Source organism: Cobetia sp. 4B, assembly GCF_018831605.1.
GTDB lineage: Bacteria > Pseudomonadota > Gammaproteobacteria > Pseudomonadales > Halomonadaceae > Cobetia > Cobetia amphilecti.
Genome location: NZ_CP059843.1, coordinates 1,132,427 through 1,146,562, shown reverse-complemented (window position 1 = coordinate 1,146,562; position 14,136 = coordinate 1,132,427). Strand labels below are relative to the sequence as shown.

Here is a 14,136-nt window from a genome sequence, read left to right as displayed (position 1 = left end):
ACTCGACACTGCCTTTCCTGCTACGTCACTTCCGTCCCGCTGGATGCAACGCAGGCGTGATCTCTAGCGCTGGGTGGCCGGTGCCTGCTCGGCATGGCGCAGCGATATCTGGTCATTGAGTGTCCAGAAGTCATACAGCACGCCGATGAAGAACAGCCCGCCGGTGCACAGGTAGAGCAAGCCGGTCAGCCACTTGCCCATGTACATGCGATGGATGCCGAACACGCCCAGGAAGGTGAGCAGAATCCAGCTCAGCGAGTAATTGATCGGGCCTTCGCGAAAACGGAAGTCCGCCTCGCGGTCCATCGCCGGAATCAGGAACAGGTCGATCAACCAGCCGATGCCCAGCAACCCGAAGGTGAACAGCCAGATGGTGCCGGTGACCGGCTTGCCATAGTAGAAACGGTGCGCGCCGAGGAAACCGAAGATCCACAGCAGATAGCCCATGGTCTTGGAATGCGTGTCCTGTACAACAGGCGATGTGGTCATCAGTGAAGCCTTAGCCGCGATGCGGCAGATCATGATTGCGAATACAGTCAATGCGGTCTTGGCGCCGATGAATCAAGCCTTCTGCCGCCAGAGGCCACACCCGGAAACGACGACGCCACCCGCGCACTGGCGCGGATGGCGTCGGATCAGCAGGTGTCTCTTCATCGCTCCGGGGAGCGAAAGCCAGGCCGGGAACGAAAGCCGGGCCGCAGCCGGCGCTAGATGACGCCCAGCTCGCGCAGACGTTCCTTGAGGTAGGAGTCCGCCGTGTGCTTGTCAGACAGTACCACTTCGGGACGCGGATGCAGGAACAGCGGCAACGACAGACGTGACTGGCTGGAGCCCTCGCCGGTCGGGTTGATCACGCGGTGCGTGGTCGACGGGAAGTAGCCGCCGCTGGTCTCCTGGAGCATGTCGCCGACATTGATGACCAGCTGACCCGGATCACAGGGCACGTCCATCCATTCGCCATTGACGTCCATCACCTGCAGGCCCGGCTCGTTGGCTGCCGGCAGCACGGTCAGCAGATTGATGTCTTCATGCGCCGCGGCACGGACGGCGCCCGGCTCTTCACTGCCGGTCATCGGCGGGTAGTGAAGCACGCGCAGCAGCGTCTGACCGCTGTCCTTGATCATGTTGGAGAGCGGCTCACGGTAGAGCTCGGCCACTTCGGCAGGTGAATGGGCCTCGACCCAGCTCAGAAGCTCTGCCGCGAAGGCTTCGGCCTGGCGGTAATACTCCATGGCATTCTCGCGCAGGCTGTCCGGAATCTTGCCCCACGGATAGATGTGGTAATACTCCTTGAGATCACGCGCCGTATGGCCCTTGGCGGTCTCGGAGACATCTGCCGGGAAGAGTCCATCCTGGGTCTTGGGGTCGAAGCGCCAGTCAAGCTTGTCGGCGCTGGAGAAGAATTCGGCCCATTCGGCGTAGATCTTCTCGACCAATTCATGAGAGATCGGGTGATTGCGGATGACACCGAAGCCCGTCGTGCGCAGGGATTCGACAAATTTTTCGGCCGCATCGGCCGAGCGGTAATCTACGTTCTGGACCTTCATGGCATTTCCATCTATGTTGGCTCTGTGTGAGCATCCTACTTGAGCCGGAAGGAGTCGCCAATACGACAACTTTCTGTTCGAATGGAAGCGAGCACGTGCAGCCCAGGCTGCATGCGTAGGTCAAGCAGGAAAGGATGTCGTCGCTGGACGCAACGCGTCTCTCTGGTGGAATTCCCCCTAGCCGCACCAACGCACTCTGGTCTGATGGGCAGACCACCAACATCATCTCGTAAGCAAGGAAAGAATCATGGCAACTGGCACAGTCAAGTGGTTTAACGACACCAAAGGTTTCGGCTTCATTTCTCCGGACGACGGCGGCGACGACCTGTTCGCGCACTTCTCTGAAATTCAGGCAGAAGGCTTCAAGTCCCTGCAAGACGGTCAGAAGGTTTCCTTCGACGTCACCCAGGGCAAGAAAGGCCTTCAGGCCGCAAACATCAAGCCGGTCTGATCTTCTCGATCAGCCTGGTCAGGCCGCCCTCACCGGCGCCCTGATGATGGCAGCAAGACAGTCATGGAAAAGCCCGCCTTCTGGCGGGCTTTTTTGTGGCCAGACCTTGGCCTGACTCACGCTTATCGAAGAGTCGCCAGCAACAAGAACGCCGCGACCCAAAGGGGCGCGGCATTCTTGTATCGGCGGCCATGTCACTCACACTCAGCCAGTGACACGGCTCGCGACAGGCATCACGCCAGCATTCGCTGCCCAGTGATTACTGCTGCGCTTCGTCGATGGACTCGTTGGCATCCTGCTGCGCAGCGTTGATCTTCTCGTTCGCTTCGGCAGCGGCGTTGTCGCCAGACTGCTCAGCGGAGTCGGTCAGCTCGGCAGCCTGCTCCTTGGTGGAGTCATAGGCGTCCTTGGCAGCATCGGCAGTGGCGTCAGCAGCGTCGTTGACACCTTCCTTGGCGGACTCATAGGTCTCGGAAGCAGCGTTCTTGGTCGCGTCGAGGGCGCTTTCGCTCTCGGCAGCAGCTTCATCACCCATGGCATCGGCGGATTCGGCAGCGTCGTCAGCCATGTTGTCGGCCTTGTCAGCAGCGTCATCCATCTCTGCGGCCGCTTCGTCAGCTGCCTCGTCCATCTTCTCGGCAGCGGCGTCAGTCGCTTGATCGGCGCTCTGTTCAGCCTGCTCGGCGCTCTGCTCGGCAGAGGTCTCGGCGTTCTGGGCAGCTTTGTCAGTATCGCCGTTATCGCAACCAGCGATGGCCAGAGACAGGCCAGCGGCCAGTGCGGGAATCATCCATTGCTTGAGTTTCATCGTCTTCTCCATGATAGGTGGGGAGTTGCCAGCCCCTGTTTCCTGCAAGTGGCATTGCAACAAAGGTCGTGTAGTCATGCAAGCGAAAGCGTGGCTTGGCGCCTGATACCCAAGACATGGTGCCAGACCGACAGCTTTTCAAGCATTCCGCCCTTTTCACAGCAGAATAGTGTTAACGAACACCATTTTCCATCAGCTACCACCAAAAACCGCGCCGCGATCACTCACCGATATCTTCGTTCCAGACGTCCGGCTGCTCGCGAATGAAGGTCGCCATCAGCTCGCGGCAGCGCGCGTTGTCGACCACATCGACCTTGACGCCCAGGCCACGCAGGTGGTCTTCCGCGCCCATGAAGGTGTGGTTCTCACCGACCACGACATGCGGGATACCGTAGAGCTGGATGGCACCGCTGCACATCGGGCACGGTGACAGCGTGGTATAGAGCACGGATTCACGATAGACGCTGGCCGGCAGGCGACCGGCGTTTTCCAGTGCATCCATTTCACCATGCAACACCGTGCTGCCCTTCTGCTGGCGCTGATTGTGGCCACGACCGATGATCTTGCCATCATGGACGAGTACCGAGCCGATCGGCACGCCGCCAGCCGCATAACCCTTTTCCGCCTCTTCAATGGCGGCCTGCAGGAAGCGCTCATGATCGGTAGTCATTGCTGTCATCGTCTTGCTCCAGATGCGGTGAATATTCAGTGGAGCGGCAGCCTACTGCCACTCACTGCTCGGCACAATACACTCAGCCCAGGCCCGCTTCGCCGGTCATCATCTGACGGGCGCGTCTCAGCCCTTCATTGCTGGCATTGGTGGGCTCACCGACTTCAGTGGCAAGCTCGCGGAAACTGCCCATGGCACCCAGCAAGGCAGAGGCCTCGTAGGGAATGAAGACGCGATCACCTTCGCGCGCCATGTCCGGCAGCACCTGCAGATATTTCTGGCCCAGCATGTAGCCGACCACCAGCTGCGGGTCTTCCGCACCGATGGCATCGCGCAGCTGATAGATGGCCTGACGCTCACCTTCGGCGCGCAGAATCGCGGCCTGCTTGTCACCCTCGGCGCGCAGTACCGAAGACTGCTTCTCGCCCTCGGCGGTCGCGATGGCAGCTTCGCGCTGGCCATTGGCTTCGGTCACCGTGGCGCGACGCTTGCGCTCGGCCGCCATCTGCAGCCGCATGGCGTCCTCGACTTCCTCCGGCATGCTGATGTCCTGGATCTCGACGCGCGTCACCTTGACGCCCCACTTGTCACCGACCTCATCCATGGTGATCTGCAAGGCGTCGTTGACCTCCTTGCGGCTCTCGAAGAGCTTGTCGAGCTCCATGCGACCGATCTCGGAGCGCAGGCTGGTCTTGGCCAGGACCTCGACGGCCTGGGTGAAGTTCTCGACTTCATAGACGGCGCGCTTGGGATCGACGATCTGGAAGTAGAGCGCGCCATTGACGGTCACGGTGACGTTGTCCGTCGTCACCACGCTCTGACCGGGGAAGTCCATCACCGTCTCGCGGCGATCGATGCGCGTCTCCTCCACCACCAACGGCAGGTTGTCGCCCTTGACCTCACGATAACGGCGAATGGTGATGGAGCGCGGCTTGTCGATGAACGGAATCACCAGATTCACGCCGGATTCCAGTGTGCGGCTGTAGCTGCCGAGGCGTTCGATGACGACAGCTTCTGACTGCTGGACGATCATCAATCCCTTGGCCAGCAGGATTACCACCAGCGCCAGTATGAAAAGAATGATGATGAGTCCCGGACTGATAATCATATTGCTCAACTCCCTTGAACTGGGCCGTATCCGCAAGCCCTTGTGAGATATCCGATCACGCTTGACCCGCTGCCACCACGACCGCGCCGTCGAGCCGCGACCTCATGGCGTCTTTGTGCAGTTTCCTTCGAGACAGACTACTTCGAGACCGACTCCTTCGAGACAGGCTCGACACAGACGGTGATGCCTTCGACGCTGACGATCCTGACCGTGTCCCCCGCTGCCGGCGGCGCCTCCCCCTCCCAGCGTAGCGGATACTCATTGCCTGACACGCGCACGGCAGGTTTGCCGCCGTTGCCGATGATCACCTTGGCCAGCTGCCCGGTCTCCGCGCCGCTGCCCAGGGTGCCGTAGGGCGTCTTGGGCAACAGATAGGGATGGATCTTGCGCACGAACAGCGGGACCAGCACCAGGGCCGTGATCGCGACGCTGATCAACTGGAGGTTGAGTCCCGCCCCCAGCCCTGCCGCCAGAGCGCCCCCGAGGGCACTGACGCCCAGTGCCAGCAACACGAACTGCGCGCCCAGCAGCTCAAGCCCCGCCAGAATCAACGCGAGGATGACCCAGATATGCCACGCCGCCAAACCGACCATGCAATCACTCCCTGAAGTCCTGACTCCCGCCCTGCGCGGCCGAGAGATTGGAAGAATACGCTGCCACCAACGCAACGAGCGCAGCCTGAGTAAACCTCAGACTGCGCTCGTGTACCAGCCAGCCCATATGGCTCAGCCGGCGCTCAATGGCCCATCTGCGGGCTCATGAGTGTGTCAGCAGGGCGGCGCCCTGCGGGGCGACCAGACGCAGAGCGCCGGGAATCAGCTGGAATTCGCTGTTCTCGATCAGGTAGCTCTCGCCATCGAGATTCACCGGCAGCGACTCACCACGATAGTGCAGCGAGTCAGTGCGCACATACCGCACGAAATGGCCGTCGTCGGGAAGCGACTCCAGCTCCTCGATCACCTCCCCCACCCGCGCGATGGGGAAGTCGCGGATCACCAGCACATCGAAGCAGCCATCATCGAGCAGCGCCCGAGGCGCCAGCTCCTGACCGCCGCCCGCCTGACGGCCATTGCCGATCGCCAGTACGAACAACGCCAGCTCCTCCTCCACCCCGTTGAGGGTCACGCTGCCACGATAGGGACGGAAGTCCCACGCCTTGAGCACGCCCATCAGCGAATAGGCCCCGCCGCCGAACAGCTTCTTGAGGCCACCGGGCGTCGAGCGCGTCACCTCGGCGCCGAAACCTGCCGAGGCCATGTTGAGGAAGTAGGCATCATCCAGCTGCACCACATCCACGGCTCGCGCCGCGCCTTCACAGGCCAGCGCCAGCGATTCCGTCACCGGCTCGGGGATGCCGAGCGAGGTCGCCAGGTCATTGGCGGTACCCAACGGCAGGATCGCGACTTCCGGACGCTTCGCGAGTGGATGCTGCATCAATGCATTGGCGATCAGATTGAGGGTGCCATCACCGCCGCCAACGACCAGCCGCGTGACGCCTTCATCGACCGCCTCGCGCACCAGTCTCGCGACGTCATCACCCTCGAAGGTCAACCGCACTTCAAGCCCTGCCATACGCTCACGCTGAGCGAAGATGGCCTCACGCAGCTCCGGCTGCTGAGCCTTGTCCCCGTTGAGTATCACGCGCACACGCGCCGTTGATTCCATGGTGCCTCCTTGGCGACATGCGGATCGAGCGACAAGCATACTCTGGTCGGGGGCCTTCAATGAACCATCTCTGCCCTGCGGCACGCCGCTGTCGCCAGCCAGCGAATCCCTCATGCCCGGCCAGTCGCCTTGGGCAGTCGCAATGCGCCGTCGCACCGGGCAGTCATACCGACTAGACGCCCGGCTGACGTCGCGCACCCAACAGCAGCAACGGCAGCACCATCACCACGCTGATCAGCAGCAGCCCCTGCTGGGGGGCGAGCGGCGTATTGAGCAGTGCCGTTGCCACCACTGCCGAACCGCCGAGCTGGATGCTGCCGAGCAGCGCCGCCGCGGTGCCGGCACGCTCAGCGAAGGCCTCCAGCGCCAGGCTTGATGCCGCCCCGAGCGCCAACGAGAAGCCGACTGACAGCACTGCCACCGGCACCATGAAGGCAGCGGCAGATAGCGGCAGCCAGGCGAAGGCCGCACCCTGCATCAGGCCGGAGAGCAGGATGATCGCCAGCCCCAGACGCACGGTGGGCTGACGACCGAGGCGCGTGATCACGCGCGGTGCGAAGAAGAAGGTGATGATATTGATCACGGCATTGCCGCCGAACAGGGCACTGAAGACCAGCTCGGAGTGACCGAGGCGCTCGACCAGCAGCTCGGAGGACGACGAGACATACAGCAGGATGGCGCTCATCGCGGCCATCGCGACCAGCGCCTGATACAGGAAGCGCCAGCTGGTCAACACGGGGCGGTAGCGCGCCCAGTTGTACAGCGGACGCTCCACGACCGTCGTGGCCGGACGCGTCTCGCCAAAGCTCTTCCACGCCATCAGGCCGACACACAGCGCGAAGGCGGCCATGAACAGGAAGTTGGAGCGCCAGCCGAACTGCACCGCCAGCAGACCGCCCAGCACCGGCGCCAGCGCCGGAATGATGCACAGCGCACCATTCAGATAGCTGTACATCCTGGCGCCCTGCTCCGGCGTGTAGCAGTCACGCACGGCCGCGAAGGCCACCGTCACCGTGGCGCATGCTCCCAGCCCCTGCAGGATACGCCCGAGATACAGCATGCTGATGTCCTGTGCCAGCACGGCGACCATCGCGCCGACGAGATAGACCGTCGCGCCACCCAACAGCGCCGGACGCCGTCCGTAGAGGTCCGTCAACGGGCCAACCAGAATCTGCCCGACACCCACAGCGCCCAGAAACAGCGTCACCGTCATCTGCATCACATCGGTGGGCTGGGCGAATTCGCGCGCCATCGCCGGCAGTGAGGGCAGATAGATATCGATCGCCAGCGGCGAGAACATCACGCAGCCGACCAGCAGCAACAGCAATAGTCGTGCGTTGGGCATGGGCCTTGCGGCAGCAGAGGAAGACACGGACATGGATAATCTCGAGAGTCAGAAGCCAAGGGCGGCCCAACAGAGGGGCCATCAAGAATCCGCAGAGCCTAGCGTCTGCGACTTATGAAGCAAAATGATATTATTTCAGGCCTGATATTCCACTGGGGAAACTCATGAGCGCGACAGACCCGCAGACACCCGCAAGGCCGGTTGCCGCCCTGTCTCCAGCCGCGTCTTCACTGCCTGCGTCTTCGGGCTCAGCGCCAGCGGCCACGCCCTTCAACACGCGCATCGATCTCAATCTGCTGCAGGTGCTGCAGGTACTGCTGGAAGAGTGCAGCGTGACGCGCGCGGCGGGCCGTCTGCACCTCTCGCAGTCTGCCGTCAGCAAGAGTCTGGCACGCCTGCGCGTGATGTTTGATGACGCCCTTTTCATTCGCGAACGCCATGGTCTGCGCCCCACGGCGCGGGCCCTGTCATTGCGTGGTGAACTGGCCGAGCTGCTCTCGCGTCTCGAGAACCTGAGCGCCCCTGCCACCTTCACCCCCGCCACCAGCCAGCGGCGCTTTCAGCTGGCGGTGCTGGAAAGCGCCTGGGCAACCCTGATGCCGTCCTGCACGCGCGCACTGACCGATGCGCTGCCGCATGGCAGCCTCGAGATCAGCCGCTGGCAGGCCGATTGCCTGAGCCTGATGGAAAAGGGCCAGCTGGATATCGGGCTTGCCGGACACGATCACAGTGCCGAGACCCCAGGCGAGCCGCCCGCCCTCCCCGCTGGCTTCCAGTCGCGCCTGCTGTGGCGCGACGACCATGTGATTCTGGTGCGGCGTGATCATCCGCTCACACGGCGCCAGACACCGATGACGCTGAGCGAATTCGCGGCCTTGAGTCATGTCCAGGCCACCTGCGAGGGGCGCTCACGCTGGTCGCTGGATGAGCGGTTGGAGCAGCACGGCGCACCACGCCGCATCAGCGTGCTGGTGCCGGATTTCCGCGACGCCCTGAGCATCGTCGCGCACAGCGAGCTGGTGTTCTGCGCGCCCAGAAGCTTTGCCCAGGCCAGCAGCGAGCTGCATGGGCTGGCGATTCTTGAGCTACCGATGCGCCTGCCCGCGCTCAGCTACCGCTTGATCTGGCATGCCAGCCACGAGCAGGACCCCGGGCACCGCTGGTTGCGACAGTCCCTGCTGACGCATATCCGCAACGCGCATGGGGAAGACGCCGAGGCCGCTGAGCTCTAGAATGGCCCCATTCTGAATTCGCCACCCGCCCTGCGGCACTGGCGCCGATACCCGCACGTCCCATGAGGTTCTGCCATGCGCTCCATCATCCGCCTGTTCTTCCGCACCCTGCGTCTGGTGCTGGCTCCCTTCATGCTGCTCAGCGAGAAGCTGACCCGCGGCAGCGCGCTCGAGCGCAGCCCCGCCCAGCAGGCCGAGGTGGATGCCGAGACGGCCAAGCTGGCGTTGTATCAGTTCTCGACCTGCCCGTTCTGCATCAAGGTGCGCAAGCGCATGCATCAGCTGAACCTGAACGTCGAGCAACGCGACACCCAGCACAACGCCACTCACCGCCAGGCCCTCGAACAGGGTGGCGGTCGCGTCAAGGTGCCGTGTCTGCTGATCACCCATGACGATGGTCGCGAAGAGTGGATGTACGAATCCGACACCATCAATGCCTACCTGCAGGAGCGCTTCGGCAGCGCCGCCTGACAGGAGACCGGCTGATATGACGCAGACCGCAAGAGGCCGCTCTCATGAGCGGCCTCTTGCGGTCTGGTGAGCGCGATCACGCGCATTTGGGTGTCTCTCTTCTGCTTACCGTCTTGCCCACCTTCTGCCTCTCATCAGGCCAGCGCCTGCGAGACGAATGCCCGCTTGAGGCGAGCCGCCTGGCGCATCCGATCCATCGCCCACACCATCGCCAGCGTCAGCGCGACAGCTCCCAGGGTATGCGCCAGCGCCAGATCCAGCGGCAACCACCACAGTACATTGGCGATCCCCAAGCCTGCCTGCACCAGCCAACACCCCAGCGCCCAGCGCCAGGGGTTGTCAGGCGCCGCCGTCCGCGCCGGCAAGTGGCGGCGCTGGCGCCAATACAGCGCCAACAGCACCGCCCCCAGCAGCACGGCCCCGCCACGGTGCGCCATGTGGATGGCCGTGCGCGCCTCACCATGCAGCTGCCCGTGCAGATAGCTGGGGCCGACATCCTGGGTCAGGTGGAAGCCCTCTCCCCAGTCCATCGCCGGCCATGCGGCACCATTGCAGGCCGGGAAACCTTCACAGGCAAGCCCGGCATAATTGCTCGAGGTCCAGCCCCCCAGGGCCAGCTGCCCCAGCAGCAGAGCCGCGGCCAGAGCAGCCAGCCAGGGCTGACGCCGGATGTGTAGTGCATCAGCGCCCGCCGTGTGTTGCTCAACTGTCACCTTGAGGTGCGCCGCCCGCCGTCTGAGTGATAGCCACAGCAACAGTAGCAGGCTCAATACGCTCAGGCCGCCCAGCAGATGCAGCGTCACCACCTGCGGCCACAGCTTCAGCGTCACGGTAAAGGCCCCGAACGCGCCCTGGACCAACAGCATGCCCAACAACAGCCAGCAGCCGGCCAGGGGAAAACGAGTGCGCGCCTCCGCTCCCCAGTGATCAGTCACCTTTGCCTCGCCACTGCCACCCTCGAAGGCCTGCGAGTGATGAGCCTCCCGACGGCGTATCCGCCAGCCCAGCGCGAGCAATGCGATTGCCGCAAGCCCGAGCAGACTCGCCGCATAGCGATGGATCATCTCCGCCCACGCCTTGTAGCCTTCAAGCGGATGATGCGGGCTATGCAGGCTCGCGGTCTGGGCGTCCGGCACGACCAGGGCGCCATAACAGCCCGGCCAGTCGGGGCACCCCAGACCGGCGTCCACCAGCCGCGTCCAGGCTCCCAGCCCGATCACCAGAATGACCAGTCCCAGCATGCTGGCGACCAGTCGCTGGCTGCTGCGCCACAGGCGTGCCGTCACCCGCCGGCTCGCCGCCTGCCGTGAGACAGGGCCATGCACCAGATCAGACGTCAGCTCAGGAGTCGCCATCGAGAAGGCCTGCGCGGCGGCGGCTTCATCCGTGGTGGCGTGGCGCAGAAATGGCGGGCGAGGCAGCAACGCCGCCCCTCGTTGGCGAGCCCGCGAGACGGCGCAGGCCCGCGGTGGATAGCGCTTCTGTATGGCGAGGCGAGACATGGCATATCTCCCTGGTGAAGTGAAAGAAGATCACTCCCGGCCTGGCGAGGCGCGACCTGGCGAGGCACAAACTATCGAGGCCCGGCCTAGCGAGGCGCGACCTGGCGAGGTCCGACCTGGCGAGGCGCGACCCAACGAGGTCCGACCGGATTACGCTTGAGCAGCCGGCGCACATCCTTCATCACGGCCTGCGGTGTGATCTCGGGCCCGTAGGCGACCACTACCTGTCCGTGAGGGTCGATCAGGCGTAACTGGTGCGGCGCGGAAGTGGTGTCGTTGGGCGCTGGCCAGCGCCCGAGTGCCCGTTGCTCGCCCGGCACCTGAGGATGCACAAAGGCCTTTTCAGCCACCACCAGACGGCCCAGGCGTGGCGCCTCCTTGCCAAGTGCGCGATGCAGGCGCCACCAGCGCTCGGCCTGCGCCGCGGCCAGCTGCGGCTGGTTCGGCTCCGGCCAGCTGAGCCAGAAACGCTGCTCATCCGCGCCTCGCGCGGCCAGCGGCGGCATGCCGGGGGCCTCCTTCGCGCTAACAGCGCCGCCAGTCGCGTTTCCTGTGGCGTTTTCGGTGACGTTGTCAGTGGCGTTCTCTGTCACGAGGTAGTCGAGCGACCAGTCCGTGAGCGGCTTGACCTTTGGCAACAGGGCACCGTTTGCCACCCGCCCCTCGGGAATCCCGACCTGTGCGCTCAGCATGGCCCACGCCAAGGGCAGCGGGGCGGACAACAGCCCCAGCAAGGCCACGAGTTTCAGACGCTGTCGCATCACGTGTGTCATCGCTCTCCTCCTGACGACGGCTTCCCTGCTTGCCCGGGTGTGCGGACAACAGACTCAAGACATAAGCACCAGACGCTAGGCCTGGCGCTGACGTAGCGCGGACTGGCGTTGACGGCGCGCGCCCAGAATCATGACCACCGCCGCCCCCAGGCTGAGTCCCAGCCACTGCAGCGCATAGGCGTAATGACGCTCCGGCGTCATGTTGCTCGGCTGCCACCAGGGCAGGAATCGCCCCTCCCCGCTCGTCTGGTGCAGAACACCCGCAAAGGCCGGTGTGCCCAGCGCCTGCCAGGCGCTCAGATCGACCTGCTGCAGACGCTGCCCCTCGCGGTTGGGGCCGAACAGTGGGCCACCGCTGGTGCCTTGACCGTTCAACCACTGCCAGCGACCACTGATCACCCCGGAGCCTGCCGGGGTCGTGAACTCCGGGTCGCTGCGAGGTGCCGGCGATGCCACGAAGCCACGCTCCACCAGCCACCAGCGGCCATCCAGCGTTCGGAAGGGCGTGAGCACCGCCACACCATGGCGCTTGTCCAGCGTGCGGTTGTCCAGCAGCAGGCTGTGTTCCGCGAGCCACTCGCCGCGCAGCTCGATCAGGCTGGCACTGGCGGGCGGTGCCGTCGGCATCACCAGCTCCGGCGCGCTGGCGGTATCCTCCAGATGCTGGGCACGCGCCTGGCCACGCATCACCTGCCAGCTGCACAGACACAGACCGAGCACGATCAGGCATCCCCAGAACAGCCACCAGCCGCGTCCGACCTGGCGCTCCTGCGTCGGCGCCGTTGAAGACCCCTGCGCCGCTGGCACTGACTTGCGCTTGTCAGCCGGATGAGCTCGACTGTCACAAGCGAGTGCCGCGCTGTGCTCACCCGCCACTGTCTGCGCCCCGGGAGGTGACATGCTGCTCAAATCGCTGATCGCACTGGTCTTTATCGGCATGCTGGCAAGCCTGGTCGCCGGCGCCGGTTTTCTGCTGCGCGATGGCAGCCGCAGTCGACGTCTGCTGACCTCTCTCAAATGGCGGGTTGGCCTGGCAGTGTGTCTGGTGATTCTGCTGGTCATTGGCTTCTCCACCGGAATGCTGGACTGACATCGCGCCGTGTGCTGTCAGAACACATAGACGAACAGGAACAGACCGATCCACACCGCATCGACGAAGTGCCAGTACCAGGCAGCCGCTTCGAAGGCGAAGTGACGTTCACTCGAGAAGTGGCCGCGTATCACGCGCACCAGCATCACGATCAGAATCAGGGTGCCGATGGTGACGTGCAGACCATGAAAACCGGTCAGCAGGAAGAAGGTACCGCCATAGACCCCCGCCTGCAGCGTCAGCCCCAGGTGGTGCCAGGCCTCGTAGTATTCGATGCCCTGCAGGGTCAGAAAGCACAGCCCCAGCACCACGGTGCCCGCCAGCCAGTTGCGCGCCGTGCGCCGAAACTCCATCTTCAGCGCTTCATGCGCCACCGTCAGGGTGACGCTGGAACTGACCAGCAACAGCGTGTTGGCCAGCGGCAGCTGCCAGGGCGACAGCAGCTCTCTGGGTCCGGCGATGCTGGTATCCGGCGGCGTCATCAGGGGCCAGCTGGCGGTGAAGTCAGGCCACAGCAGCGCCGTCACTCCCTTGGCGCCCTCGCCATCGAGCCAGGGCAGCGCGAAGGTTCGCAGATAGAACAGCGCCCCGAAGAAGGCCGCGAAGAACATCAATTCCGAGAAGATGAACCAGGCCATGCCCCAGCGGAACGAGCGGTCCATCTGGTCATCGTAGAGGCCGCCCATCGACTCGCGCACCACATCCCGAAACCAGCCCGCCATCACCAGCACCACGGCCAGCAGACCGATGCCTGACAACCAGGCGGCGCTGCCATGCACCATCCAGATTCCGGTGCCGATCATCATGCCGCCCACCGCCAGCACGCCGAAGATGGGCCAGGCACTGTGGGCCGGGACGTAATAGCTGCCACTGCTCATGTTTCACCTCCTGCAGAATGCTCTGCACCATCGTCCCCCGCGGATGACGGCGTCATGACCGGATAGAGCGTGTACGCCAGGGTCAGATCACGAATGCCCTCCGGAAGGTCAGGGTCGACCTGAAAGACCAGCGGCAGCTCGCGCCGCTCGCCTGCTGCCAGCGTCTGCTCCTGGAAGCAGAAGCACATGATCTTGCGCAGATGCAGTGAGCCCTCGGCAGGACTGACACTGGGGACCGCGCGGCCACGCACCGGGTAATCGGCGTGATTGGTGAACACGAAGCGCGCGCTGTACTGGCCACCGGGATGGATACGGAACTGTTCATCCAGCGCCTCGAGTGTCCACGGCAGGCCCTGCCCCTGCTGGGTGATGAAGCGCACCGAGACCCAGCGGCTCTCGTCGATCTCCATCGCCACCGCGGCCCTGGCCTGACTGGCGGCCTTGCCATTCAGGCCGGTGAGATTGCAGAAGACGTCATAGAGCGGCACCAGCGCGAAGGCGAAGCCCAGCATCGCGACCAGCGCCAGCAGCGTGCGCCGCACGGTGCGTGCCACTGCCTGTTGCTGTGCTGCGTGATCGCGTGAGGGCATGTCACT

The 14,136-nt window shown here is 64.0% G+C and carries 17 protein-coding genes; 4 read left to right on the top strand and 13 right to left on the bottom strand.

All coding sequences use genetic code 11. From position 1 onward, the window contains the following. Positions 1-63: 63 nt before the first annotated feature. Positions 64-489 carry a TM2 domain-containing protein gene (locus H2O77_RS04870; protein ID WP_043335505.1) on the bottom strand — a complete coding sequence of 142 codons (426 nt, stop codon included), beginning with the start codon at positions 487-489 and terminating at the stop codon, positions 64-66. 218 nt (positions 490-707) lie between these two features. Further along, positions 708-1,547, bottom strand: a complete 840-nt coding sequence (locus H2O77_RS04865; RefSeq protein WP_043335503.1) for a 2OG-Fe(II) oxygenase family protein — start codon at positions 1,545-1,547, stop codon at positions 708-710. Positions 1,548-1,794: 247 nt separating this feature from the next. Here H2O77_RS04865 and H2O77_RS04860 point away from each other — a divergent pair, with 247 nt between their 5' ends. Continuing rightward, the gene (locus H2O77_RS04860) at positions 1,795-1,998 is read left to right on the top strand and encodes a cold-shock protein (protein ID WP_043335501.1); all 204 of its coding nucleotides are present in this window, start codon (positions 1,795-1,797) and stop codon (positions 1,996-1,998) included. Positions 1,999-2,257: 259 nt separating this feature from the next. Here the strand turns inward: H2O77_RS04860 and H2O77_RS04855 are convergent, their stop codons facing one another. From H2O77_RS04855 to H2O77_RS04830, 6 genes are all read right to left on the bottom strand, one after another. Then, on the bottom strand, positions 2,258-2,806 hold the full coding sequence (locus H2O77_RS04855; protein ID WP_215824034.1) for a hypothetical protein: 549 nt from the start codon (positions 2,804-2,806) through the stop codon (positions 2,258-2,260). A gap of 220 nt (positions 2,807-3,026) precedes the next feature. Beyond that, positions 3,027-3,476, bottom strand: a complete 450-nt coding sequence (locus tag H2O77_RS04850; protein WP_107336621.1) for a nucleoside deaminase — start codon at positions 3,474-3,476, stop codon at positions 3,027-3,029. Positions 3,477-3,558: 82 nt separating this feature from the next. After that, on the bottom strand, positions 3,559-4,584 hold the full coding sequence (locus H2O77_RS04845; RefSeq protein ID WP_043337056.1) for an SPFH domain-containing protein: 1,026 nt from the start codon (positions 4,582-4,584) through the stop codon (positions 3,559-3,561). 137 nt (positions 4,585-4,721) lie between these two features. After that, on the bottom strand, positions 4,722-5,177 hold the full coding sequence (locus tag H2O77_RS04840) for an NfeD family protein (protein ID WP_215824033.1): 456 nt from the start codon (positions 5,175-5,177) through the stop codon (positions 4,722-4,724). 163 nt (positions 5,178-5,340) lie between these two features. Then, positions 5,341-6,249 carry a lipid kinase YegS gene (yegS, locus tag H2O77_RS04835; protein WP_215824032.1) on the bottom strand — a complete coding sequence of 303 codons (909 nt, stop codon included), beginning with the start codon at positions 6,247-6,249 and terminating at the stop codon, positions 5,341-5,343. Between the two features lie 172 nt (positions 6,250-6,421). After that, positions 6,422-7,627: a multidrug effflux MFS transporter gene (locus tag H2O77_RS04830; protein ID WP_225347735.1), complete on the bottom strand. Its 1,206-nt coding sequence runs from the start codon at positions 7,625-7,627 to the stop codon at positions 6,422-6,424. A gap of 131 nt (positions 7,628-7,758) precedes the next feature. On the opposite strand from H2O77_RS04830, the gene H2O77_RS04825 reads away from it, so the two are divergent. Both H2O77_RS04825 and H2O77_RS04820 read left to right on the top strand, forming a co-directional pair. After that, complete coding sequence (locus H2O77_RS04825) at positions 7,759-8,826, top strand: LysR family transcriptional regulator (protein WP_215824031.1); 1,068 nt, start codon at positions 7,759-7,761, stop codon at positions 8,824-8,826. 75 nt (positions 8,827-8,901) lie between these two features. Next, entirely contained in the window at positions 8,902-9,297 is a 396-nt protein-coding gene (locus H2O77_RS04820; RefSeq protein ID WP_043337063.1) for a glutathione S-transferase N-terminal domain-containing protein, read from the top strand. A 134-nt stretch (positions 9,298-9,431) separates the two neighbouring features. Here the strand turns inward: H2O77_RS04820 and H2O77_RS04815 are convergent, their stop codons facing one another. The 3 genes from H2O77_RS04815 to H2O77_RS04805 form a co-directional block, all read right to left on the bottom strand. Next, positions 9,432-10,538, bottom strand: a complete 1,107-nt coding sequence (locus H2O77_RS04815; RefSeq protein ID WP_240548787.1) for a COX15/CtaA family protein — start codon at positions 10,536-10,538, stop codon at positions 9,432-9,434. Positions 10,539-10,885: 347 nt separating this feature from the next. After that, the gene (locus H2O77_RS04810) at positions 10,886-11,572 is read right to left on the bottom strand and encodes a hypothetical protein (protein WP_215824030.1); all 687 of its coding nucleotides are present in this window, start codon (positions 11,570-11,572) and stop codon (positions 10,886-10,888) included. Positions 11,573-11,647: 75 nt separating this feature from the next. Beyond that, the gene (locus H2O77_RS04805; RefSeq protein WP_215824029.1) at positions 11,648-12,472 is read right to left on the bottom strand and encodes an SURF1 family protein; all 825 of its coding nucleotides are present in this window, start codon (positions 12,470-12,472) and stop codon (positions 11,648-11,650) included. On the opposite strand from H2O77_RS04805, the gene H2O77_RS04800 reads away from it, so the two are divergent. Next, positions 12,471-12,662: a DUF2909 domain-containing protein gene (locus H2O77_RS04800; protein ID WP_043337068.1), complete on the top strand. Its 192-nt coding sequence runs from the start codon at positions 12,471-12,473 to the stop codon at positions 12,660-12,662. The genes H2O77_RS04805 and H2O77_RS04800 overlap by 2 nt on opposite strands. A 17-nt stretch (positions 12,663-12,679) precedes the next feature. Here the strand turns inward: H2O77_RS04800 and H2O77_RS04795 are convergent, their stop codons facing one another. Then, positions 12,680-13,540 (bottom strand): cytochrome c oxidase subunit 3, encoded by an 861-nt coding sequence (locus H2O77_RS04795; protein ID WP_215824028.1) that lies wholly within the window; start codon positions 13,538-13,540, stop codon positions 12,680-12,682. Continuing rightward, positions 13,537-14,130, bottom strand: a complete 594-nt coding sequence (locus H2O77_RS04790; protein WP_215824027.1) for a cytochrome c oxidase assembly protein — start codon at positions 14,128-14,130, stop codon at positions 13,537-13,539. Before H2O77_RS04790 ends, H2O77_RS04795 begins: the two co-directional genes overlap by 4 nt. Positions 14,131-14,136: the final 6 nt, after the last annotated feature.

Coding starts and splice junctions, on each gene's coding strand:
- H2O77_RS04810 (WP_215824030.1), bottom strand. CDS start 11,572: ATGACACACGTGATGCGACAGCGTCTGAAACTCGTGGCCTTGCTGGGG.
- yegS (WP_215824032.1), bottom strand. CDS start 6,249: ATGGAATCAACGGCGCGTGTGCGCGTGATACTCAACGGGGACAAGGCT.
- H2O77_RS04870 (WP_043335505.1), bottom strand. CDS start 489: ATGACCACATCGCCTGTTGTACAGGACACGCATTCCAAGACCATGGGC.
- H2O77_RS04800 (WP_043337068.1), top strand. CDS start 12,471: ATGCTGCTCAAATCGCTGATCGCACTGGTCTTTATCGGCATGCTGGCA.
- H2O77_RS04790 (WP_215824027.1), bottom strand. CDS start 14,130: ATGCCCTCACGCGATCACGCAGCACAGCAACAGGCAGTGGCACGCACC.
- H2O77_RS04805 (WP_215824029.1), bottom strand. CDS start 12,472: ATGTCACCTCCCGGGGCGCAGACAGTGGCGGGTGAGCACAGCGCGGCA.
- H2O77_RS04855 (WP_215824034.1), bottom strand. CDS start 2,806: ATGAAACTCAAGCAATGGATGATTCCCGCACTGGCCGCTGGCCTGTCT.
- H2O77_RS04830 (WP_225347735.1), bottom strand. CDS start 7,627: ATGTCCGTGTCTTCCTCTGCTGCCGCAAGGCCCATGCCCAACGCACGA.
- H2O77_RS04825 (WP_215824031.1), top strand. CDS start 7,759: ATGAGCGCGACAGACCCGCAGACACCCGCAAGGCCGGTTGCCGCCCTG.
- H2O77_RS04860 (WP_043335501.1), top strand. CDS start 1,795: ATGGCAACTGGCACAGTCAAGTGGTTTAACGACACCAAAGGTTTCGGC.
- H2O77_RS04795 (WP_215824028.1), bottom strand. CDS start 13,540: ATGAGCAGTGGCAGCTATTACGTCCCGGCCCACAGTGCCTGGCCCATC.
- H2O77_RS04840 (WP_215824033.1), bottom strand. CDS start 5,177: ATGGTCGGTTTGGCGGCGTGGCATATCTGGGTCATCCTCGCGTTGATT.
- H2O77_RS04820 (WP_043337063.1), top strand. CDS start 8,902: ATGCGCTCCATCATCCGCCTGTTCTTCCGCACCCTGCGTCTGGTGCTG.
- H2O77_RS04865 (WP_043335503.1), bottom strand. CDS start 1,547: ATGAAGGTCCAGAACGTAGATTACCGCTCGGCCGATGCGGCCGAAAAA.
- H2O77_RS04815 (WP_240548787.1), bottom strand. CDS start 10,538: ATGCTGGGACTGGTCATTCTGGTGATCGGGCTGGGAGCCTGGACGCGG.
- H2O77_RS04850 (WP_107336621.1), bottom strand. CDS start 3,476: ATGACTACCGATCATGAGCGCTTCCTGCAGGCCGCCATTGAAGAGGCG.
- H2O77_RS04845 (WP_043337056.1), bottom strand. CDS start 4,584: ATGATTATCAGTCCGGGACTCATCATCATTCTTTTCATACTGGCGCTG.